We start from the raw sequence: 20789 nt of genomic DNA, 5'->3' as shown, positions 1-20789 counted from the left end.
GCAGTAACTGAACAGAAAATACAAATAATCCCAATGCCTTTATGGCGTTGGGATTATTTTTTGCGGTTCTCGAATGTGGTTATCGGTAACTTTTGACAAGTGTCGCATAATCGTGCGACAAGTGTCAAACGATTATGCGACACTTGTCAAAAGTTGAATGATCAACTTTCTGAAGTTCAAAAAAGGTGGCAGAAACAGGTCACTTGCTGCGGCGGCTACGCCCCTGCCTGTTTCCGGAGTGAGTCTTTCCGCCAGTTGCCTTTCGGCGATTTGCCGGCGTGAAGTTTGGATTGAATGAATGTTTGGTGCCCTGATCCCCGCCTGTCGGAGAACTGCCAATGGCTTTTGAGTCATAGCTCACTTGCGGATGCCTTATCGAGTTACCGTCATATAGTCTTCCGATGAGATCCGCCCGTCCTATTCGTTTGAGCTCCTGCTCTATGTTCCTGCGTTCTTCATGCTTGTACCAGAAGAAGAATTGCCGTTGCGAGAGCTTTTCTTTCGGCGTTTTAGCACTGAATACAGGCTCCAGGGTATATGGATCGTAGCCGGTGTACCAGGTTTCGGTGCTGACTGTCATGGGGGTAGGGGTGAAGTCCTGAACCTGTTCGAGATGAAAGTCAAGCCCTTTGGTGATAACAGCCAGCTCGGCCATGTCTTCTTCTTTGCATCCGGGGTGGCTGCTGATGAAATAAGGGATAATCTGCTGGCGTAGGTTCTCCCTTTTGTTTATGTCGTCAAATATCCTTTTAAATTCGTAGAATTGCTTGAAAGAAGGTTTTCTCATCAGCTTCAGTACTCTGTCTGATGTGTGCTCGGGAGCCACCTTCAGTCTTCCGCTTACATGTTTGGTTATCAGTTCCCGTGTGTATTGCCTGGCGGCTTCGTTGCTTTTTTCATCCTTGCTTTTGTGCAATAGCAAATCATATCTTACTCCGCTCCCAATGAAACTCTTCTTTATTCCGGGCAAAGCGTCAACGGCGTGATATATATCAAGCAACTTACTGTGGTCTGTATTCAAGTTCGGACAAATCTCCGGATGAATACATGAGGGGCGTTTGCAGTGCTCGCAAGCCTTCAGGTTGCGTCCTTGCATTCCGTACATGTTGGCCGAGGGACCTCCAAGGTCGGAAAGATAGCCTTTAAAATCAGGCATTCGGGTAATCTGATCCACTTCTTTGAGTATGCTTTCTTTTGACCTGCAAGTGATGAACTTGCCCTGATGTGCTGATATCGTGCAGAATGCACAGCCCCCAAAACACCCGCGATGGATGTTTACGGAGAACTTAATCATCTCGTAAGCCGGAATGGTTTTGCCTTTATACTTTGGGTGCGGCATCCTTGTATATGGCAGGTCATAGGAAGCATCAAGCTCGGGTGTTGTCAAGGGAGGATATGGAGGATTTACCACAGCATACATTCCGCCCACTGCCTGCAACAGCCGCTGGGCGTGTATCTTATTGGATTCTTCTTCTATATGACGGAAGTTATCAGCTTCTGCCTTCTTGCTCTGCAGGCATTCCTCGTGACTGTGCAGTACAATATCATTGTCGGTTATTCCTCCGGGAATATCCTCTTCTTTGCTCAGGTAGACAGTTTGAGGAATCTCTCTGATTTCTTTCATCTTTCGCCCTTTGTCGAGTTCCTTGCACAGTTGCAGCGTCGGCTTTTCGCCCATGCCGTAGATGATAAGATCGCCTCCAGAATCACACAGGATGCAACGCATGAGTTTGTTCTGCCAGTAGTCGTAGTGAGTCAGTCGTCGCAAGGAGGCTTCAATCCCTCCAAGTACAACGGGAACGTCCGGATATAACTTCTTGAGTATCTGCGTATAGACTATTGTCGGGTAATCGGGTCTCATGTTGTGGCGTGCATCGGGACTGTAGGCATCTTCGCTTCGGAGTCTTCTGTTCGCAGTGTATCTGTTCACCATTGAGTCCATGGCTCCGGGAGCTATTCCAAAGAACAGTCTCGGACGGCCTAACTTCTTGAAATCCCTATAATCTCCATGCCAATCGGGTTGCGGAACTATGGCCACTTTATAGCCATTTGCTTCCAGTATGCGCCCTATGACAGCAGCCCCAAAGGCGGGATGGTCGATATAGGCGTCACCGGAGAACAGTATGACATCGAGCTGTTGCCAGCCCCGTAAGTCACATTCCTTCCTGGTAGTAGGAAGGAAGTCTGTAAGCTGAAATCTTGCAGTTACGTTATCTGTCTTCAAAGGGTTATGGTCTGTATTAGCAGTCTTACTCAGCTTCATTGTCCTGCGTCACCTTTTGCTTGCCTCTCCATTCTATATAGAGCAGCACCAGCTGATGCAGGCCGAAAGCCTTCATATTGTTATTGTAGATTACATCTAAGCAAAGGTCGAGCAGGGCTTTGTCCTTGCCTGCCTCCGACTCCAGCATAGAGCGGACGTTGAATTTCAACTTGTCGAGCACGGTTTCGTCAATGATGCCGCTACTGTCTACAAGATTTTTGAGCAGCGAGTATTTCTCGAGTGTCTGCAAATGTTCGTCAGAAACTTCGATGCTTCTGGTTCCTGACTGGTTGGCTTGAATTTTGTACATCATATTTATGTTTTAAGTTATTTCAAGAGAAAGTCTAATATTCCGTGCATGATGGAGTTCCGTGTTGCCTGTGAAGTAATGCACTCGAAAGGAAATCCCATCACGAAACTTCTGTGGTCATTTCCACGATAGGCAACGCCAGCACTTTGGCCGTCGGCGTATAGCATGGAGCTGTATGCAGGCGCCAAGGGTTGGAGCACTTCGGGATGAACAGCGGCATAGTGCTTAGCGTTCAGGCTGCGATAAATGTCGAAGTCAAGTCCCAGACCTTTGATGATGGGAGATGATGTCAGCGTGTCAGTTACCATGTAGTTTGCTTTCAGCGTATTGGCCAAAAAGTCCTTCTCTGTTGAAGACAACATGTCGGAGCCTATGTAAGAACCACTGACAAGCAGATTGCCATGTCGGGAAACGTACTCCGTGAACATTTTTTGCATCCGGACAGAGAAAGTCTTGTAATATTCCAGCGCATGACGGTCGTATTTTTCAAGTCCCAAGAGGTAATCTACACAAGGATAATCGGACAGATTGGTAGTTCCCGTCTCCACAGCTTGCTTCGAACAGCTTACAATATTGTATGATTTCGTACTGGCAATGGCATCGGCATGCGTGCGAACATAGTTGAAGTCGTTGCCTGCAATGAAATGGCCGGCAAGTTCGTCGCCTCCGTAACCTAACCCGCCGGGGCCTTCTGTCCCCATGTCTTTTTTCTCATAAAACTGTTGCTGTCCGTTCCACCCGGCAGTCAGTCCGTAACTTACGCCTTCATCCTTGTTCAAGTCAAAGCCCTGTCTGTCTGCATTGTCAATAATGGCGGGGGCTGAAAGACGGTTGAATCCGTTAACTATCAAAACCGTTTTGGATGCCTCGGGCTGATAGTAGGCAGAAAGTACCGCCGTCGGGAAGCTCTCGCCGCCTCTGTTCACAGCTGTAACTTTAAAGTTGTACATCACACCGGGTTCCAATTCTATTGTATAGCTGCTTTTCTTCGTGCTAACTCCGTTGTCGAAACCGCTTGTACCCGTTGCCATGTAAACGTTGTAGGAGGTGGGCGTTGCGGTTGATTCGAATTCGTCCTTCTGCGGTGCCCAGTTTAATTCTACCTTATTTCTTTCAACAAATCTGATATTAAAATTGACGGGTTGCAGGGGCTGCACCACGTAGCGGCATCCGTGTTGAGTGGCTATGAAGCGCAATATCGTTTTGTAGATGGAGCGTGCCAATGTGAATTTGAAGTTGGGGTCTTGGCCATAAACCATATCAGGAAAACTCTGGTGTGACAAGGTTTCCAGAATTGCTGATGGCACTTCAGGCTTTCGGGTCTCAGAATAGTTGCGATCCCAGAGGTAGCGTTTGTTCCAAATCTTGTATTTGTTCTTGATATCGCGGGTAACTCCTTCAAGCAAAGTGCGGGCAAAGTTCTTGGAAGCCATGCGCGAGATACCCGAGTTGAGTTTACCGTCATTGAAGCGGGTCGTGCAGATGGCCAAAGAGCCCACAAGGCTCTGGCCGTCTCTCTCGTAGCCTGCATCGCTGTGAACTGCCAAGGAAAGTTCGATGGGAACACCCTTTCCCTGCAGGGATGGGACATAGCAGGAGCCTCCGGCCAGCCAGTTCGTCATATCTGACCTTACGTTAATGTCGTCGGCGTAATCGTCTGCACCGTTTTTGCCACTGTACACAGAGTAGGGGGCACCGGCCCACTGTGCATAATATCTGGCTCCTTCAAGCGTTCTCGGCAATCCGCTAATGGTGCCACCTCTTTCTATATTGCCCATTCCGCCGCCTATTCTGACTGCATCGGCAGTTACTATGCCGCGATGGGATGATTTTGTTGTGAGCACTACACGGTTGTACTGATTGTTCCCTTTGTCAAAATCGAAAGTTCCCAAATACACCCACGTGCCGCCACCTATCCGTTGATTGACTTTGAAATGAGTTTCAACGCCCTTGTGAAAAACGATGTATTCGGCATCCGGAATGCTTTTGGGCAGCGATTGGTAGCTGATATACACAGCGTAATTCCCTTCTTCCGGAATATTTGGCTGATAGGTTACGAGGCTTATCTTGGAATTACTTTTCGTGGCATCCATCATCCGTGCCGTGCCTGCCTCAAAGGGATTCTCGTTGTTGTGATACACACCGGCGTGTGATTTAAATCCTCTCGTACCGGTAGTTGTCCATGAACCTTTGTTTGCATACTCCGAATAGCTGGAGCCGGGGCCGGAACCATCGTTGTCAATGATAATCTCGTTGGTTTGCCAGTCTCGTTCCCGTGGTGTAAATACAACGGCTCCGGCATTTTGAAGCATTGGGATGAGATAGGGGATGACGATGGTTTGTGTGAACAGATCCTCCGTAGTGCCAAATAGATTGGGGCGTTGCCAGACCCATTTTAGCTTGTTCTGGTCATAATACCTTCCGTGACTGGCCCATACAGACAGATGTCTGTTACTCAAACCATGAGTAATCTTGTTGGGTCTCGACACATTCTTTACCCACGGTTCGCCCTTGTAATCAATGTCACCCCATGCCTGCGTAACGCCGTCGTTAACTGATACAAGGTCGGGCACTAACTCTTCTATGGTCATGCCGTTAGTAACAATGCGGATTTTATAGTCATCATGCGGGTTGGGAAGAATCCTTCGGATTTTTCCATATATGTCCTTAACGGTGCGTGCCGTAAACTCCTGAGCGGCAAAATAGTCGTTGGCAGTTATCGTAACCGTTTTGGCAGAGTCGTCTACTTTATACGCCACCATCCTGGCTTGCTGATACTGACGGCTGTCCTTGGGTCTGTAGGAAAGAAAATAGTTGTTGAGCCGTCCCACCGTCTTTTCCGGAAGGACGGTCTGTTGACCCCACAGGCTCGAATGGAAAAGGAGACATGTCGTTATCAGGAAAACAATCTTTCTGTTCATCTTATATCTCTCCGGTTGTAAATAGCTCGGGTCTTTTGCCCTTGAAATCCGTAAAATACAGTTTTATCTCCCTCATTTCTTTCTCAAAGTCGCCTGTCGGCACAAAGCTCTTCGTACACCGGATGAGTTTCTTTTCATAGTCTACACCATAGAGCAGGATGGGAATTTTAGCTTTCAGTGCGATGAAATAAAAGCCTTTCTTCCATTCCGGATTAAGTGAGCGGGTTCCTTCCGGGGTGATGCAGAGGTGGAACACCTTGCTCTGTGCAGCCTGCCCGGCGAGATGGTCGGTCATACTTGTATGCTTGCTCCGCCAAACGGGTATGCCGCCAATGGCTCTGAAGAAAGAGCCCAAGGGGCCTATGAACCATTCCTTTTTCATCAGGAAGTTGCTCTTCAAGTCTTCGGCACGCATGTAGAGCTGTCCGATAACGAAGTCCCAGTTACTTGTATGGGGAGCCAGGCAGATGATGTACTTGTCAGGATGAGCTACGGTAATTTCCTTTGTCCATCCCATGCGCTTGTACAAGAGCCATTTACAAAATTGTTGCAACATCAGCTGTGTGAATTAAATAGGGTTGGGTTAGCCAATGTTTTTTATTTGGTCGATAATCTCCGAAACTTCTTCGTTGAATTTCTTAATCAAGTCCTGGTAATATGCTTTCTGCTTGATGCCCGGTTCGGGATGTGAGATGCGGCTGATATAATGGTTGTGAACTACCAAAATGGAGTTAAGCAAGGCGTTCATGTTTTCGTCGTTCTGCTTTCCGGTGTAAAGATAAGCAGCTACACATTCTGCAAAGAGGTCGCTGCACACATAGTTAATGGTGCGCTTCAAATTTCTTTTATTTGCCATAGTCGTATTCTGTTATTCACCCCAAAGATAGGTAAAAAATCCAGATCGGCAAGAGGTAATGCGAAAAAAATGTTTCCAAAGTTCGATTTCTTTCTTTTTTCTTTCCTTATATCAAGTAAAAGAAGTAATTTTGCATCTAAATATAAGGCTCCCGTCTCGTTGCAATCGCAGGGTCTGCAAGTGCGGGGCTGTTATATTTCTTTTTATGGACAAGCGTAAAAATTGTCTAATATTTATATAAACTATAAGGTAAAATGAAAAAAAGTCTTTTGCAGAAAGAGAGAGCTGCTTACCAGCCTAAGCTGCCAAAAGGTCTTCGGGGTGCTGTCAAGGTACAGGAAGGCGAAGCTACGCAGAGTGTAGGCGACCAGGAAGAAATCAAGAAATTGTTCCCCAATACCTATGGCATGCCATTGGTAGAGTTTGTTCCCGGCGAGGTTGAGAACACCCAGAAGCTGAATGTGGGCGTAATTCTCTCCGGCGGTCAGGCTCCTGGCGGCCACAATGTAATTTGCGGTATCTTTGATGCTGTTAAGAAACTAAATCCCGAAAACAAGCTCTATGGCTTCCTGATGGGACCCGGCGGACTTGTTGACCACAATTACATAGAGCTGACTGCCGACATTATTGACGAGTACCGCAATACAGGCGGCTTCGACATGATTGGCTCCGGCCGTACCAAGTTGGAGAAGGTAGAGCAGTTTGAGAAAGGTCTCGAAGTTATCCGCGAGCTTGATATCAAGGCCATCGTTATCATTGGAGGCGACGACTCCAACACAAACGCCTGCGTTCTGGCAGAATATTATGCTGCAAAGAACTACGGTGTACAGGTAATTGGGGCTCCGAAGACCATTGACGGCGACCTGAAGAACAGCCAGATTGAGACCTCTTTCGGTTTCGATACCGCTACAAAGACTTACAGCGAGGTTATCGGCAACATTGAGCGCGATGCCAACTCTGCCCGCAAGTATTGGCACTTCATCAAGCTGATGGGTCGCTCGGCTTCTCACATCGCCTTGGAATGCGCACTCCAGACGCAGCCCAACATCTGCCTGATTTCCGAGGAAATAGAGCAGAAGGACATGACTCTGAACGAAATAGTGGAGCAGATTGCCACCGCAGTGGCCAATCGCGCTGCCGCCGGAAACAACTTCGGCGTTGTCCTCATACCCGAGGGACTGATAGAGTTCATTCCTTCTATCGGTCGTCTGATAGACGAACTCAACGACCTGATGGCCGCTCACGGCGACGATTACAAAGACTTGGACAAGGATGCCCAGCGCGCCTACATTCTGGCTCACTTGAGCAAAAAGAACGCCGAGACGTTTGCAACACTGCCGGAGGGCGTTGCCCGTCAGCTTTCTCTTGACCGCGATCCTCATGGAAACGTACAGGTTTCGCTCATTGAGACCGAGAAACTGATTTCGGACATGGTTGAGGCCAAGCTGGCCGACTGGAAGAAAGTAGGCAAGTTTACCGGCTCGTTTGCCCCCTTGCACCACTTCTTCGGTTACGAAGGCCGTTGCGCCATGCCTTCCAACTTCGATGCAGACTATTGCTACACCCTCGGCGTGAGCGCCGTTGAACTCATTGCCAACGGCAAGACCGGCTACATGGCTATTGTGAAGAACCTGAGTGCCTCTACCGATGAGTGGAAAGCAGGAGGCGTGCCAATTACCATGATGATGAACATGGAGCGACGCAACGGCGAGATGAAGCCCGTTATCCGCAAGGCGCTGGTAGAACTTGACGGCAAACCGTTCAAGAAGTTCGCCGAGAAACGCGACCTTTGGGCTAAGGAGACCTGCTACGTGTACCCGGGCCCGATACAGTACTGGGGACCGGCCTCTGTCTGCGACCGTACCACCCGCACGTTGGCACTGGAACTTGAAAAGTAATTTGTAACCTACATTGATAAACCGCAGAGAGCACCCCGGGTGTCTCTCTGCGGCTTCTTGATTATGATGAACCGACGAACCTCTCATCGCAGAACCACCACTTCCGCTTCCGGAAAGGGGAGGGGCAGGCGTACGCGCCATTCTCACTCGTCGTTTCTCAACCTCTCCTTCCTTAACCGTTACCCGCGCTGGGCATGGTGGATAGGCGGCATCGGTGTAGTCATATTCTACATTTGGGCCTTTTACCACTTCTTCGTAGGCCCCACCGGCTTTCGCTGGCGCGCGCTTTATGGCGATGCCAACTACCCCGAGGGATATGAAATCCACGGTATTGACATTTCCCACTATCAAGGCACCATTGATTGGGATGAGCTGAAATATGCTGAAATAGAAGGTTATCCGCTCCGCTTTGTTTTCATCAAGTCTACCGAAGGTTCTACATCGCTTGATGAAAACTTTAACGATAACTTCTATCAGGCACGTGACCACGGCTTTATACGTGGTGTTTATCATTTCTGGAGCAATCAGTCAACCCCGCGCGAGCAGGCATATTATTTCCTTAAACAGGTGCATCTGGAGAATGGTGACCTGCCTCCCGTGCTCGATATTGAGCATAAACCTCAAGACAAGTCGGTTGAAGATTTCCAGCGTGATGTGCTCACTTGGCTCCATATTGTAGAAGACAAGTACCACGTAAAGCCCATTATCTACACCTATTATAGTTTTAAGGAGCGCTATCTCAGTGCCCCCGTCTTCGACGACTATCCTTATTGGATAGCCCACTATTATGTGCCTAAGGTGGAGTATAAGGGTCCTTGGAAGTTCTGGCAGCATACTGACGCCGGACGGTTGCCCGGTATCAAAGGGTACGTTGACTTCAATATCTACAACGGTTCTTACTACGACTTGCTGAAACTCACGATAGGGAGGCAGAAAGAAGATTGGTAAATGCGCCCGCAGCACCTTGTTGTCGGGACTGCTTCGCCCGTTTTGCGCCGGTTCATGGGTGTACGTTGATGGTCTTGCTGCCCGCTTCTGCTCGTTAGTTGGCTTCGGAATATATCCTTATTTTTTAACTTTTAAAACGCACGCCGATTGGTCCGGGCATGCCGGCAGTCTAAAATATGTCCATATTCTGATTGCTTCTAATTTGTTGAAAATCAGAAGTTTATACATTCATTTTGCTTCTCCGTCTTCCTAAATCTATGCTTTAATGGCCTGCAAGCTATCTTTCAAGCCTCTTGAAGCTATGCTCCGGCATGCTTGAAAGCATGCTATGGGAGCCTTGAAGGTATGCTTTGAAGACGCTGAAGGGCAAAAGGAGAGTGCCCGATAGCGGAAAAATGAAATCAGAAAGAGGTGAAACAACCAAAATACCTGCATTCTTTTTCTGGCTGACTGATAGGTAACGACTGGAAAGTTGACCAACTTTTCTGACAAATTAAGATTCCATCAGCTGGCCTGGCTGCAGTTGCAAACCGACGTCGCCACATGGCAATCGCTCCGTCAGAACAACAGGTTAAGCCAACTGCAGCATGAGGCAGGCCCACTCGCCATCGGTTTTTCTGCCCACTTCTTTCAGCTTCAGCTCTGTTGCCTTGGCCAGCAGCATGGGAATGTCGGCTTCATAGAACCCGCTCATGACGAGCAGCGCGCCCGAAGCCATGATGTCCTTGAAAGTTTCGAGGTCGTGAAGCAGAATGTTGCGGTTGATGTTGGCCAGCACCACATCGAACACACCGCTTACATGGGAGAGTACAAGCGCATCGCCGTGCAGCACCTCCATGTTCTCTACATGGTTTATTTGGCAGTTGTGCTCCGTGTTTTCTACGCTCCATTCGTCGATGTCGTAGCCTACAACGCCTTTGGCTCCCATCTTTGAGGCGGCAATACCCAGAATGCCGGTACCGCATCCGCAGTCGAGCACTCGCCTGCCATCCAAATCAAGAGAGAGCAAGGCAGAGACAATCATCCGCGTGGTTTGATGCGTTCCGGTACCGAAGGCTTGGCAGGCATCGATAAAGATGGGTGTCATGTTGTCAGTATCGGGGATGGGGCGTTTGGCGTCGCAGATAATGATGCGGCGGTCAACGATGACAGGGTCGAAGCCCGATGCCTCCCACGAAGCATTCCAGTTCTTGTCCTCTGCAGGGCAGATGGTGTAGGTAATGTGCACATCGGGCATGGGAAAGTCGGCGATGCCTCCATCCAGCGTTTGCTTGTCCAATGCGTCGGTCTGAACATATCCCCTGATACCTTCGGGCGTATCTTCAAACGATTCGAAACCTGCTTCGCCCGCCAAGTCGGCAACCAGGTCTCTGGCTGTTTGCATCAACTCTGCTGCACATGCAATATTGAAGTCTGCTACCAAGTATTTCATATCCCCAATCCGTTCTAAGTTTAAATTCTCTTGCAAATTTATAAAATTTAGGGAAAAACCTATCACGGATTAGGGAAATTCCTTAAATTTGCAATAAAATAGGTACTATTTTTGCATTAGGATAAGTAGGAAAATAAAAAAAGGAGTAAATAATGAAAAAAATCTTTCTTCTCGCAGTCCTTGTTGGAGTGACGCCATTGTCATTGATGGCTCAGGACGACGACCTCTACTTCACACCGAAGAAGGCGGCTGAGATGAACTCCAACGCAGATAAAGTTTCAGAGAAGCCTGCATACTATGCGGGCAGTAACCGGGATGTGGATGAATACAACCGCCGCGGTAAGTTCTGGAGCCATTACCAGAAGATTGGTACGGACAAGGACGGCAATGACATCATCCAGTTCCAGAAGGGTAACGGTGTTTATCCGGACTCTACGTACATTGACACCACCTTTGTGGGCAAGTATTATGACACAATGGTTGATGACGATTATCGGTACTCGAGCCGGATGAGCCGCTGGGATGGCTTCTACGATCCCTGGTTCTACAGCTACCGTTGGGGCTTCGGTCCTTACTGGCGCGGCTGGTACGACCCTTGGTATTATGGTTATGGTGGCTGGTATGACGGCTGGTACGGCGGTTATGCAGGCTGGTATAATCCGTGGTACTATGGTTATGGCGGCTGGTACGACCCTTGGTATTATGGTTACGGATGGGGACCTTACTACGGATGGTATGGATATCCGTGGGGTGGTTATGTAAGCTACAGTCGCCCTGCTGGCCGCACGTACAACTCCTGGAGTGGTTACGGCAGCAACAACGCGGCCTATCGCACGGGAACTTTCGGCGGACGCAGTACCAACAACGGCCGCAGATACGGTGCCAACAGCAGAGCCTATTCGCGTGCTTCGGGTTCTAACCGCTCGGTTTTCGGAGGCCGGTCAACCTCAACGCCGTCAAACCGCAGCTATACACCGTCGCGTTCCAGCGGCAGTTTCGGCGGTGGCTCTTCATCAAGTGGAGGCAGCTTCGGTGGCAGCAGCCGTTCTTCGGGCGGTGGCTCCTTTGGAGGCGGACATGTGAGTGGCGGTGGCCATTTCGGTGGCGGCAGGCGCTAAGGACAACAAATCTGTTAGTATATAAGATTATATATAATAAGGAGTAAGGGCAGTAATTGTCTGCTCTTCTTTAACTCAAAAGATTATGAAGACAAAATATATTATAGCAGCAGCGCTGGCCATACTGGTTATGCCGGCCACTGCGCAGGAAACTTACGAGAATGCCAAACTTGCCAATACTGATTTGAACGGTACCGCCCGCTACGTTGGTATGGGAGGTGCAATGGATGCCTTGGGTGCTGACCTCTCAACCATAAGCAGCAACCCGGCCGGTATCGGACTCTTCAGAAGGCCAACGGCAAACATTTCCTTTGGACTGGTGTCGCAGCAGGATGGCAAAGATTTCGCTAATGGCAACAAAACGAATGCCAGCTTCGACCAGGTGGGCTTCGTCTATGCCATGAAGAGCGGCAGAAACTCGTTCTTGAATTTTGGTTTCAACTATCACAAGAGCAAGAACTTTGATTATATTCTCTCCGCTGCGCATGATTTGAAGGATGCGTCACAGAATAAGCTCACCTATATCAAAGGCGATGCCGGTTATCTTTTCGACGACAAAGGGCAGGATTATATCACCAGTACACGGCTGGATGAACTGCTGGCAAACAAGCTGATGGACTTGGGTGATGACCAGTCGGCCGACTACAGATACGAAAACTCAACCGGCTACATGTTCGACAGGGCACATACAGGCTACATCGGGCGCTATGATTTCAATGTAAGCGGAAATCTGAACGACCGGGTTTACCTGGGTTTGACAATGGGAATGAGCGATGTGCACTATAAAGGATACAGCGAATACATCGAGACTTTGGAACCCAACAATGGCTTTAACCGGACTGAGGTGAACGTGGCAGACGACCGTCGCATTACCGGTACGGGCTTTGATATTACTGCCGGAGTTATCGTAAGACCAATAGAAGAGTCGCCGTTCCGCATCGGTTTGTCGGTCAAGACGCCAACCTGGTACGATTTGTCTACAAGTAACCAGGTTTCCTTGGGTTCTGACTACGTGCGTTCCGACTATGACTTCAAGGTCTATACGCCCTGGAAGTTCGGACTGAGTTTAGGCCATACGATTGGCAATGTTCTGGCTCTGGGTGCTGTGTATGAGTATGAAGACTTTGGAAGCATTGACAGCAGGATCAATACCGGTGCAAGTTACGATTACTGGTACGATGATTACTACAACACCAGCGAGAGTGACAATGACATGAACGATCACGCCGGAGAGACGCTGAAAGGTGTTTCGACCTTGAAGCTGGGCTTAGAATACAAACTAACACCTGCCTTGGCATTACGTGCGGGCTACAACTATCAGAGCGCAATCTATAGTGAGAATGGTGTCAAAGGTGTACTGGCCAATGGTAACTTGGTTGAATCTCCAGGCATTTATTACTCATCCACAACCGATTACACAAACTGGAAAGGCACTAATCGCTTTACTTTGGGTATAGGTTACGCGGTGAAGAACTTCAATGTAGACCTGGCCTATCAGTACAGCACAACCGATGGAGAGTTTTATCCTTTCATGAGTTATACTGATAATCAAGCCCCTGATATGAACAATATAGCTGATGCAGTGAGCGTAAGCAATAAACGCCATCAGGTATTGCTCACTTTGGGCTACCGTTTCTAAATATGTATTGTGACGGACGAACGCATCAGTTGCTATATTTGTTGTTGTAAACAACAGCTGGTTTTATGCAAACTTGATACATACAATAACACAAAATAAGATTAGTTTTTTTAGTGGTTAATTTAGTTTTAGTAAGTATTTGAGTGAGACCTGTCGAGAGACAAGTCTCACTTTTGTATTTCCGCATTGCCAAGTTTTTACCATTCAGCGTATCTGCAGATACCAAATCTTACTTTGTCTTATAACAACAGGCCAATGCTTACCAACACTCCATAGACGAACATGTTGCGGGCTGTCTTGCCCAACACGGCGTTGAGTTGCTTGCCTTGGCTGATTTTAACCATTTCGCGCCATGTATAAACATGAATAATCAGATACAGGAAAGGGAGAAAGAAGGCCAGGATATTACCATAAAACAAGTGAACCAAGCCAAGCATACAGGCTGTTATGCCAACAAACAGATAAGCTAACTCCGCATTCCGTTTGCCAACTCGTACCACAAAAGTCATCTTTCCAGCTTTGCGGTCGTTGTCTATATCACGGTAGTTGTTAACCAGCAAGAGCGCATCTATTACAAATCCGCAAGCCAGACTTGCCAACAAAACTTGCCAGGTTATGGCCTGCGAGCCTACTGGCATTGCCAAAAAATAAGTCATGGAAACCGGAATAATGCCGAAGAAAAGCAAGACCAGCAAGTCACCTAATCCCATATAGCTTAATGATGTGGTGTAGAGAAAGCAGAACGTCACGCACAGCAATCCGATTAAAATCATTTCGCTGCCGCCATACCACACCAGAGGCAGCCCCACGACGCATGCCAAAATGGTTGTAAGAACAAGCCCCTTCTTCATGGCTCCGATGGTTATCCAGCCTTGAGCGCAAGCACGCTTCGGGCCAAGGCGTGTCTCATCGTCGTTTCCATGTATGAAATCGAAATAGTCGTTCACGAAGTTTGCGTCTATCTGCATGATGAACGCGAAAAGGAAACACAGCACTACAGGAAGCACCCTGATAGCACCACCGGCATTATTCAGCGCAAGTGCCGTGCCCACTAATACCGGTACGGCTGCTCCAGTCAGCGTTTTAGGCCGTGCAGCAAGTACCCACGCCTTAAAGGAATTAATCCTAACATTATCTTCATTCATCTTAATAGCCCTTAAAATCATTTGCAAAATTAAACAGAAATAATTATATTTGCAAAAATAAATGAATTCTTTCGCATGATAGATACAAACGTTAGTCTCGACTTGATGTCATTTGTCGAGACGAATATCCTGCCCCGTTATACCGCATTTGGGCGTTCCCACGGCCTTAACCACGTTCAGCGAGTGATTGCCAATTCGCTGGTTCTGGCCAAACAGATGGGTGCCGACATCAACATGGCTTACGTTATAGCGGCTTACCACGATCTGGGTATGAGCGGCCCAAGGGCCATCCACCATCTTACCAGCGGCAAGATACTGGCAGCCGACATGAGATTAAGAAAGTGGTTTACGCCCGACCAAATCATATTGATGAAAGAGGCGGTAGAAGATCACAGGGCTTCTGCCAGTCATGTGCCCCGCAGTATCTATGGTAAAATTGTTGCCGAGGCTGACAGAGACTTGGATGCAGAAGTCGTTTTCTCGCGTGCAGTGGAATTCGGAGTAGAGAACTACCCTGACAAAGATAAGGAAGAGCAGTGGCTCAGGTTCCAGCATCACATGCAGGAGAAGTATTCCAACAATGGCTATATCAAACTGTGGATTCCCAATTCACCGAACGAAAAGAAGCTCAAGGCCGTGCGCGACATTATCGAAAATCCCACTCTGCTCCGAGAACAGTTTGAGAAATACTATGCGCAAGTAGGCCGCAACAAATAGCCCGGCCTGCAACTTTACCCGTTATCTTCCGTTTTGAGCAATGGCAATGATATGTGGTAGCGTACTGCTGTAAAGCGAATGATGCAGATAAGCAGAAAAGTAGCGATGGCCGTGATGCCCACATTCGCATGCAACGAGATGAGGAGCCAGTAGAGTAGTCCTCCTGCAATGCTCGCCATTGCGTAAATTTCCTTTTGGAAGATAACCGGTTCCTTGTTTAACAGCACGTCACGGATAACTCCACCGGCAGCACCGGTAATACATCCCATGATGATAGCAACCCAAAACGGGTGTCCGCAGGCCAAAGTCTTCTGAATTCCGGCTATGGTAAACAGTGCCAAGCCTAATGTGTCGAACACAAACCAAGCGTTGTTCAATGGACGAAGATACTTGGCAAAGGCCACCACAAACACCTGTGCCAGTGCGGTACAAATAAGATAAACGGGGGTTGTCATCCAGAAAGGTGTTACTCCCAGCATTACGTCTCGTACCGTACCGCCGCCAATGGCAACGGCAATGCCACACACAAAGCCCCCGAACCAGTCGAAGTGCTTGGCCGCGGCATGCCGAATACCGGAAATGGCAAAGGCGAAAGTTCCTACAAATTCTATGATTTGCTGAACCGAACGGGCAAACTCCGGATCCGAATAAAACAAGATATCCACTATCAGCAGAGGTTGTATAACATGATTATTCGCTGTTTGTTATGCGTTAACCACATTCTGTGGTCTGCCTTCCAAGTAAGCCTTCACGTTCTCAACCGTTACTGCCATCAGGCGTGTGCGGGCCTCGTAGGTTGCCCACGCTACGTGCGGAGTAATGTAGGCATGAGGTTGGGCCAGCAAAGGATTGTTGGCTGCAGGCGGTTCGGAGCACATGACATCTGCTCCGTAAGCCGACAGTTGGCCTTTGGCAAGAGCCTCGGCTACATCAGCTTCGTTTACAAGCGGGCCTCGTCCGGTATTTATCAATATGGCTCCATGCTTCATTTGGGCAATGGTCTCCTTGTTAATCAACTCGCGTGTGGCGTCTGTTAACGGGCAATGAAGAGTCAGAATATCGCTGACAGCAAACAGACCCTTCATAGTTGTCTTCTGGATTCCTTGAGGCAAGTCGGCTGAATTCTTGCTGGTATAAGCAAATACATCCATTCCGAAATCCTTGGCAATGACAGCAACCTTGCTGCCTATATTCCCCAGTCCCACGATACCGATGGTTTTGCCTGCCAGCTCATGCAGCGGTTCATCCCAATAACAGAAGTCGGGATTAGAGCTCCATCTGCCCTTGCGGTTCTCGCGGGCAAAACTGTCTACGTGGTTGGTGATGTTCAGGATATGGGCAAACACCATTTGTGCAACGCTGTCCGTACTGTAGGCCGGAACATTGCATACCAGAATGCCGCGTGCCTTGGCTGCCTTGGTATCTATAATGTTAAATCCCGTGGCCAGCACGCAGATGAGTTTCAGCTTAGGCAGCTGCTTCATGATGTCAGCAGTCAGTGCAACCTTATTGGTCATCACCACTTCCGCATCCTTGGCACGTGCCTCTATTTCGCCTGTGGCCGTACGGTCATAGACTTTCAGTTCTCCGTATTGTTTCAGAGCATCCCACGAAAGGTCGCCCGGATTGGCTCCAAAACCATCTAAAACTACAATTTTCATCATATCTATTTTCAGTTTCCTTTAGTTTCTATTCTTTGTAACGGTCGCCCCAACATTGCAGCATCCACTGGTACTGGCGTTCCTCCGCCGGGCTGTGTTGAGCAAACCACAAGCGTTCGTTCCTGAGATTGTCGGGCATGTATTGCTGCTCCACAAAGTGGCCCGGATAATCGTGAGCGTACTGATAGCCGTCATGATAACCCAGTTGCTTCATCAAACTTGTCGGTGCATTGCGCAGATGCAGGGGAACAGGCTCGTTGCCCGTTTCTTTGACCAACTGCTGGGCGCGGTCAACACCCAAGTAGGCAGAGTTGCTCTTTGGGCTTGTGGCCAGGTAAACAACAGCTTCCGCCAGCGGAATTCGCCCCTCCGGCCAGCCTATCTTCATCACGGCATCAAAGGCGGCATTGGCAAGCAACAACGCGTTGGGATTGGCCAGCCCTACATCCTCGGCAGCACTGATAACCAGCCGGCGGGCAATGAACTGCGGATCTTCACCGCCTTCTATCATGCGTGCCATCCAGTAGAGTGCCGCATCGGGGTCGCTGCCGCGGATACTCTTGATGAATGCGGAGATGATGTCATAGTGCATCTCGCCTTGCTTGTCGTAGGCAAGCGGGTTCTGCTGCAGGTTTCGCACCACCTTCTCGTCCGTTATCTCTATTGTGTCGCTGTTCTCGCTCTCCACAACCAGCTCGAGTATGTTAAGCAACTTACGTGCATCGCCGCCGCTGTATCGCAGGATGGCGCCCGTTTCTTTCAGTTCGATGTGCTTCTGCCTGAGCTCCACGTCCTCTGTAATGGCCCGATGAAGCAGTTCCAGCAGGTCGTCAGCATCGAGCGGCTTGAGAACATAGAGCTGACAGCGCGAGAGCAACGGCCTGATAACCTCGAAAGAAGGATTCTCCGTCGTAGCACCAATCAGGGTAACGATGCCCTGTTCCACGGCGCCCAGCAAGCTGTCTTGTTGTGACTTGGAGAAACGATGGATTTCGTCGATGAACAGAATGGGTGAATTTGTATTGAAAAAGCGGTTGTTTTTCGCTTTTTCTATTACCTCCCTCACATCCTTCACGCCACTTGTAACTGCGCTCAGCGTGTAGAAAGGAGTCTTCAGCTTGTTGGCAATTACCTGTGCCAGCGTGGTTTTACCCACCCCCGGAGGGCCCCAGAGGATGAAAGAAGAAATGCGTCCTGCATCAATCATCTTGCGCAGCACGGCACCCTCGCCAACAAGTTGCTTTTGCCCGACGTATTCATCGAGCGTTCGGGGTCTCATTCTTTCTGCTAAAGGCGCACTCATATTCATCTCACTATCTATTGCAAAGGTAGCAAAAGAATGGTAAAAAGGCATCATGCCGGGGCTTATTTTTTGTTTTTTTATATGCGCTAACGGCCGAATTTCGGTGCCGAAAGATACCTTCAGGAACTTTCGACACTTGTCGCACGATTGTTTGACACTTGTCGCACATTCGTTAGACAAGTGTCGAAAGTTGCCAGACCCTATCTTTAGCGGAGCAACCAGCCATTTTTAATACCTCGTTCTCATGCACGCCGGTCTTCCACAACTTGTATTCCGCAGTTTTACTTTTGCCGTTTTCACGCTCTGCAAATTTTTATAAGCGGAGCCACAATTTTTCTATAAAAAGTTTGTGAGTTATAAATTATGTACTTACATTTGCAACGAAAACAAAGATTGAAATGAAGGTAACAATACTCCAGATGGACATCAGCTGGAACAAACCAGACTGCAACATCGCTGAAGCAGAGCGTCTTATCAACAATTCGCCGTCTGCTGACCTCTATGTGTTACCTGAAATGTGGAATACTGGGTTCGACATGAACCCTCGTGGCGAGCGCTCGGAAAACAATTCCGCCACTCTGGCATGGATGAAGCGCACGGCGCACGATACCGGGGCGGCCCTTTGCGGAAGCCTTGCTATCAAGGATGACGAAAGCCGGTGGCGCAACCGCTGCTACTTTGTGAGGCCTGACGGGACCTTCGATTTCTATGACAAGCATCATCTGTTTACCTACAGCGGTGAGAATATTGCTTATACCGCGGGCCAAAAACGCTCGGTGGCAGCATGGAAGGGCTGGAGGTTCCTGCTGCTTACGTGCTACGACCTTCGTTTCCCCGTGTGGTCACGCTATCACGAAGACTACGACGGCATCATCGCAGTGGCCAACTGGCCCGACTCCCGGCAGCATGCCTGGAACATCCTGACACGTGCCCGCGCCATCGAGAACCAATGTTACCTGATAGGTTGCAACCGGGTAGGGGCCGACGAGCTGAACCAATATGCCGGCGGCAGTTGCATCGTAGAATCGCGGGGCTACGCCATAGCCGAGGCGTCTGCCGACAACAGCGTGCAGACTGTAACGGGTGAAATCAGCCTCGACACACTCAATTTATACAGAAACAAGTTCAGAACACTGCAAGACCGTGACAAATAAAAACAAAAACAGTATATGAAGCAAGACAAAAAAGCATTAACGCTAAAGACACTCAACAAAAGTAATGTCTGGAATATCCAGGAGAACGACATCTTCCGGATGTGGGAAGCCGCAGAAAAGGATGCCGACCTGAAGGACAACATGCGCCATTACCAGGATATAGTGCGCAGTGCGTTCGAGATAGAAGAAGTGAAGATAGACAAGCCTGAGGTCATCAAGAAATACGAAAGCCGTGGCTTTAAAGTAGGACAAGTGCGCCTTGACGACGCCACCAAGGTGAAGTGGGCACTCAAAAAGCGGCCTATCATGCGCGTAACCGACCTGACCTATGAGAACATCCATCACATCTCGGCGGCCAAACTCATCGAGGTACTCGAGCGAAACTTCGGTGGCGGATGGGAAAGTCTGTCCCAGAGCATACAGGATATCATAGAGAGCAGCTTCGACATCAGCACCACCACTTTGCCCACCGAGCGCCTGCACAAGCCCGGAGGCATGTATGAAAAGAAGGTGAACGACGGGTACGAGGTTCTCGAAATAACCAAAGGCACCTGGACCGAGGCCATTTTTGCCAAGGAAAAGCCCGAAGTTGAGAAGCCCCGGTACAAGAGCGACAGCGACAACAAGTTGGATGATGACGATATCAGCGACAGCATGGAGGACGAAGAAGAACTGCCTGAAGTTGATGACAAATACAGTGCAGAGGATGAAGACGAAGACTACGATGAGGACAAACTGACCGAAGAAAGTTATCGTACCACCTTTGATGCCGACCCGGAAGACTTGAACTTGGAGGCCGAAGATGTTTCCGACGAAGACGGGGAGTTCTAAGCCACGTCCTTTTTCATGACTCTTTAATCCTCGCCGTGATATGTTGGTGTGCTTTGTGGTGTTGCTGCAAAGTTATCAGCATAGCATGGCGAGGCTGTTGTTTGCAAGCAGCCGCATGAAAAACGCGCACCTTTTTAACTTGATTATTGCTTGATGAACTTTACAACAACATTGTCCTGGCTCAGGAGATAGATGCCGGTGTTAAGGTTGCCAATCTCTATCTGCGTTGTCTTGTCGCTGACCGGCATCTGCAGCATCAGCTTGCCGTGCATGTCGTAGATTGAGAGAGGAGTGTTTGTTGCCAAGCCTTGAACGAACAGATGGTCGGCATAAAGACCGCATACGGACGTGATGCAAGCCTTGTCAATGCCCTGGGCGGAAGCCAACCGCATCATCACGCGGTCAATACTGCTACTGGTTTTGGTCTGGTCGTTCCAAAAGAGCGTAACAGAGTCGTTGTTAAAACCTATTCGTATAACTTTCTTTTCCGCCCTGTTTCCATTAATAACCAGCACTTTATCCTCTGTTCCGGCCCATGCGAGAGCGGGAATAAGCAGAAATAATGATATGATAAAGCGGTTCATAGACTTACA

At 48.8% G+C, this 20789-nt stretch carries 18 protein-coding genes; 7 read left to right on the top strand and 11 right to left on the bottom strand.

The window, feature by feature from the left end:
- Positions 1-199: 199 nt before the first annotated feature.
- The 5 genes from BMW31_RS10145 to BMW31_RS10125 are packed head-to-tail and all read right to left on the bottom strand — an operon-like array spanning position 200 to position 6350.
- Positions 200-2224, bottom strand: coding sequence for a YgiQ family radical SAM protein (locus tag BMW31_RS10145; RefSeq protein ID WP_255404935.1), 2025 nt, complete (start codon positions 2222-2224; stop codon positions 200-202).
- 25 nt (positions 2225-2249) lie between these two features.
- Positions 2250-2573, bottom strand: coding sequence for a hypothetical protein (locus BMW31_RS10140; protein WP_091825124.1), 324 nt, complete (start codon positions 2571-2573; stop codon positions 2250-2252).
- 17 nt (positions 2574-2590) lie between these two features.
- The gene (locus BMW31_RS10135; RefSeq protein WP_091825120.1) at positions 2591-5494 is read right to left on the bottom strand and encodes a golvesin C-terminal-like domain-containing protein; all 2904 of its coding nucleotides are present in this window, start codon (positions 5492-5494) and stop codon (positions 2591-2593) included.
- Position 5495: 1 nt separating this feature from the next.
- On the bottom strand, positions 5496-6050 hold the full coding sequence (locus tag BMW31_RS10130) for a 1-acyl-sn-glycerol-3-phosphate acyltransferase (protein WP_091825117.1): 555 nt from the start codon (positions 6048-6050) through the stop codon (positions 5496-5498).
- Between the two features lie 27 nt (positions 6051-6077).
- Positions 6078-6350: a hypothetical protein gene (locus BMW31_RS10125; protein ID WP_091825113.1), complete on the bottom strand. Its 273-nt coding sequence runs from the start codon at positions 6348-6350 to the stop codon at positions 6078-6080.
- 254 nt (positions 6351-6604) lie between these two features.
- Here BMW31_RS10125 and BMW31_RS10120 point away from each other — a divergent pair, with 254 nt between their 5' ends.
- Entirely contained in the window at positions 6605-8248 is a 1644-nt protein-coding gene (locus BMW31_RS10120; protein WP_091825109.1) for a diphosphate--fructose-6-phosphate 1-phosphotransferase, read from the top strand.
- A gap of 63 nt (positions 8249-8311) precedes the next feature.
- A complete protein-coding gene (locus BMW31_RS10115) occupies positions 8312-9196 on the top strand; it encodes a glycoside hydrolase family 25 protein (protein WP_410524444.1) in 885 nt (294 codons plus the stop codon).
- A gap of 571 nt (positions 9197-9767) precedes the next feature.
- On the opposite strand, the gene prmA is transcribed toward BMW31_RS10115, so the two are convergent.
- Complete coding sequence (gene prmA / locus BMW31_RS10110; protein WP_091825104.1) at positions 9768-10628, bottom strand: 50S ribosomal protein L11 methyltransferase; 861 nt, start codon at positions 10626-10628, stop codon at positions 9768-9770.
- Positions 10629-10780: 152 nt separating this feature from the next.
- Here prmA and BMW31_RS10105 point away from each other — a divergent pair, with 152 nt between their 5' ends.
- Together BMW31_RS10105 and BMW31_RS10100 are read left to right on the top strand one after the other, a co-directional pair.
- Positions 10781-11746, top strand: coding sequence for a hypothetical protein (locus tag BMW31_RS10105; RefSeq protein WP_091825100.1), 966 nt, complete (start codon positions 10781-10783; stop codon positions 11744-11746).
- Positions 11747-11831: 85 nt separating this feature from the next.
- Entirely contained in the window at positions 11832-13385 is a 1554-nt protein-coding gene (locus BMW31_RS10100; protein ID WP_091825096.1) for an OmpP1/FadL family transporter, read from the top strand.
- A 239-nt stretch (positions 13386-13624) separates the two neighbouring features.
- Here BMW31_RS10100 and menA read toward each other — a convergent pair whose 3' ends face one another.
- Positions 13625-14530 carry a 1,4-dihydroxy-2-naphthoate octaprenyltransferase gene (gene menA, locus BMW31_RS10095; RefSeq protein ID WP_091825202.1) on the bottom strand — a complete coding sequence of 302 codons (906 nt, stop codon included), beginning with the start codon at positions 14528-14530 and terminating at the stop codon, positions 13625-13627.
- Positions 14531-14605: 75 nt separating this feature from the next.
- Here menA and BMW31_RS10090 point away from each other — a divergent pair, with 75 nt between their 5' ends.
- Positions 14606-15247: an HD domain-containing protein gene (locus BMW31_RS10090; RefSeq protein ID WP_091825091.1), complete on the top strand. Its 642-nt coding sequence runs from the start codon at positions 14606-14608 to the stop codon at positions 15245-15247.
- Positions 15248-15261: 14 nt separating this feature from the next.
- Here the strand turns inward: BMW31_RS10090 and BMW31_RS10085 are convergent, their stop codons facing one another.
- From BMW31_RS10085 to BMW31_RS10075, 3 genes are read right to left on the bottom strand one after another with little or no spacing between them, the layout of a single operon-like run.
- The gene (locus BMW31_RS10085) at positions 15262-15903 is read right to left on the bottom strand and encodes a trimeric intracellular cation channel family protein (protein WP_091825089.1); all 642 of its coding nucleotides are present in this window, start codon (positions 15901-15903) and stop codon (positions 15262-15264) included.
- 48 nt (positions 15904-15951) lie between these two features.
- Complete coding sequence (locus BMW31_RS10080) at positions 15952-16908, bottom strand: D-2-hydroxyacid dehydrogenase (protein WP_091825198.1); 957 nt, start codon at positions 16906-16908, stop codon at positions 15952-15954.
- Between the two features lie 28 nt (positions 16909-16936).
- Complete coding sequence (locus BMW31_RS10075) at positions 16937-18211, bottom strand: replication-associated recombination protein A (RefSeq protein ID WP_091825085.1); 1275 nt, start codon at positions 18209-18211, stop codon at positions 16937-16939.
- A gap of 398 nt (positions 18212-18609) precedes the next feature.
- On the opposite strand from BMW31_RS10075, the gene BMW31_RS10070 reads away from it, so the two are divergent.
- The gene (locus BMW31_RS10070; RefSeq protein ID WP_091825081.1) at positions 18610-19365 is read left to right on the top strand and encodes a nitrilase-related carbon-nitrogen hydrolase; all 756 of its coding nucleotides are present in this window, start codon (positions 18610-18612) and stop codon (positions 19363-19365) included.
- A 15-nt stretch (positions 19366-19380) separates the two neighbouring features.
- On the top strand, positions 19381-20196 hold the full coding sequence (locus BMW31_RS10065) for a hypothetical protein (RefSeq protein WP_091825078.1): 816 nt from the start codon (positions 19381-19383) through the stop codon (positions 20194-20196).
- A gap of 143 nt (positions 20197-20339) precedes the next feature.
- Here the strand turns inward: BMW31_RS10065 and BMW31_RS10060 are convergent, their stop codons facing one another.
- Positions 20340-20780, bottom strand: coding sequence for a T9SS type A sorting domain-containing protein (locus BMW31_RS10060; RefSeq protein ID WP_091825074.1), 441 nt, complete (start codon positions 20778-20780; stop codon positions 20340-20342).
- Between the last annotated feature and the right edge of the window lie 9 nt (positions 20781-20789).

The organism is Prevotella sp. kh1p2 (assembly GCF_900111525.1).
Classification (GTDB): domain Bacteria; phylum Bacteroidota; class Bacteroidia; order Bacteroidales; family Bacteroidaceae; genus Prevotella.
Note: the sequence above shows the minus strand (reverse complement) of the source record. Positions and strands in the feature narration are given on the sequence as shown.

Bases quoted from the DNA above. Each gene is read 5' to 3' on its own strand.
- BMW31_RS10140 (WP_091825124.1), bottom strand. From the start codon at position 2,573: ATGTACAAAATTCAAGCCAACCAGTCAGGAACCAGAAGCATCGAAGTT.
- BMW31_RS10135 (WP_091825120.1), bottom strand. From the start codon at position 5,494: ATGAACAGAAAGATTGTTTTCCTGATAACGACATGTCTCCTTTTCCAT.
- BMW31_RS10130 (WP_091825117.1), bottom strand. From the start codon at position 6,050: ATGTTGCAACAATTTTGTAAATGGCTCTTGTACAAGCGCATGGGATGG.
- BMW31_RS10125 (WP_091825113.1), bottom strand. From the start codon at position 6,350: ATGGCAAATAAAAGAAATTTGAAGCGCACCATTAACTATGTGTGCAGC.
- BMW31_RS10120 (WP_091825109.1), top strand. From the start codon at position 6,605: ATGAAAAAAAGTCTTTTGCAGAAAGAGAGAGCTGCTTACCAGCCTAAG.
- BMW31_RS10115 (WP_410524444.1), top strand. From the start codon at position 8,312: ATGATGAACCGACGAACCTCTCATCGCAGAACCACCACTTCCGCTTCC.
- prmA (WP_091825104.1), bottom strand. From the start codon at position 10,628: ATGAAATACTTGGTAGCAGACTTCAATATTGCATGTGCAGCAGAGTTG.
- BMW31_RS10105 (WP_091825100.1), top strand. From the start codon at position 10,781: ATGAAAAAAATCTTTCTTCTCGCAGTCCTTGTTGGAGTGACGCCATTG.
- BMW31_RS10100 (WP_091825096.1), top strand. From the start codon at position 11,832: ATGAAGACAAAATATATTATAGCAGCAGCGCTGGCCATACTGGTTATG.
- menA (WP_091825202.1), bottom strand. From the start codon at position 14,530: ATGAATGAAGATAATGTTAGGATTAATTCCTTTAAGGCGTGGGTACTT.
- BMW31_RS10090 (WP_091825091.1), top strand. From the start codon at position 14,606: ATGATAGATACAAACGTTAGTCTCGACTTGATGTCATTTGTCGAGACG.
- BMW31_RS10080 (WP_091825198.1), bottom strand. From the start codon at position 16,908: ATGAAAATTGTAGTTTTAGATGGTTTTGGAGCCAATCCGGGCGACCTT.
- BMW31_RS10075 (WP_091825085.1), bottom strand. From the start codon at position 18,211: ATGAGTGCGCCTTTAGCAGAAAGAATGAGACCCCGAACGCTCGATGAA.
- BMW31_RS10070 (WP_091825081.1), top strand. From the start codon at position 18,610: ATGAAGGTAACAATACTCCAGATGGACATCAGCTGGAACAAACCAGAC.
- BMW31_RS10065 (WP_091825078.1), top strand. From the start codon at position 19,381: ATGAAGCAAGACAAAAAAGCATTAACGCTAAAGACACTCAACAAAAGT.
- BMW31_RS10060 (WP_091825074.1), bottom strand. From the start codon at position 20,780: ATGAACCGCTTTATCATATCATTATTTCTGCTTATTCCCGCTCTCGCA.